The following is a 650-nucleotide window of genomic DNA, read 5'->3' as shown; positions in this document are numbered from 1 at the left end:
AACAGCTCACTAGTCGAGCGGTTCGGCATGGATAATAATCGGGCATAAACATACTACCGAAGCTATGGATTTTGTATGTAAATACAGAGTGGTAGGGGAGCATTGTAATAGAGTAGAAGGTGATCTGCGAGGGTTGCTGGATTTATTACAAAAGAAAATGTAGGCATAAGTAACGATAATGCGGGCGAGAAACCCGCACACCGAAAGACTAAGGTTTCCTCAGCTATGCTAATCAGCTGAGGGTTAGTCAGGACCTAACGCGAACCCGAAAGGGGTAGTGGATGGACAACAGGTTAATATTCCTGTACCTGCTTTATATTAAAAGTGACGGAGTTGGGTATATGTTGCGTACTGACGGAATAGTACGTTGAAGTAACTTTAAGGTTACGATAGTACACTTAAGCTACGGCGGCGGTGATAATACATAGGACCAACTTCCAAGAAAAGCGAATAAAGCAGCCTGTACCGCAAACCGACACAGGTAGTTGGGATGAGAATTCTAAGGTGCTCGAGAGATTCATGGCTAAGGAACTAGGCAAAATCGACCCGTAACTTCGGGAGAAGGGTCGCCCCCAAGTTTACTTGGGGGCCGCAGTGAATAGGTCCAGGCGACTGTTTATCAAAAACACAGGGCTCTGCAAAATCGAAAG

At 45.5% G+C, this 650-nt stretch carries 1 rRNA gene; it reads left to right on the top strand.

Annotated elements, in window-relative coordinates:
• Positions 1 to 650, top strand: a 23S ribosomal RNA gene (locus ACH2AZ_RS12495); the annotation flags it as partial.

It is taken from the genome of uncultured Mesonia sp. (genome assembly GCA_947499595.1).
GTDB classification, from domain to species: Bacteria; Bacteroidota; Bacteroidia; order Flavobacteriales; family Flavobacteriaceae; genus Mesonia; species Mesonia sediminis.
Note: the sequence above shows the minus strand (reverse complement) of the source record. Positions and strands in the feature narration are given on the sequence as shown.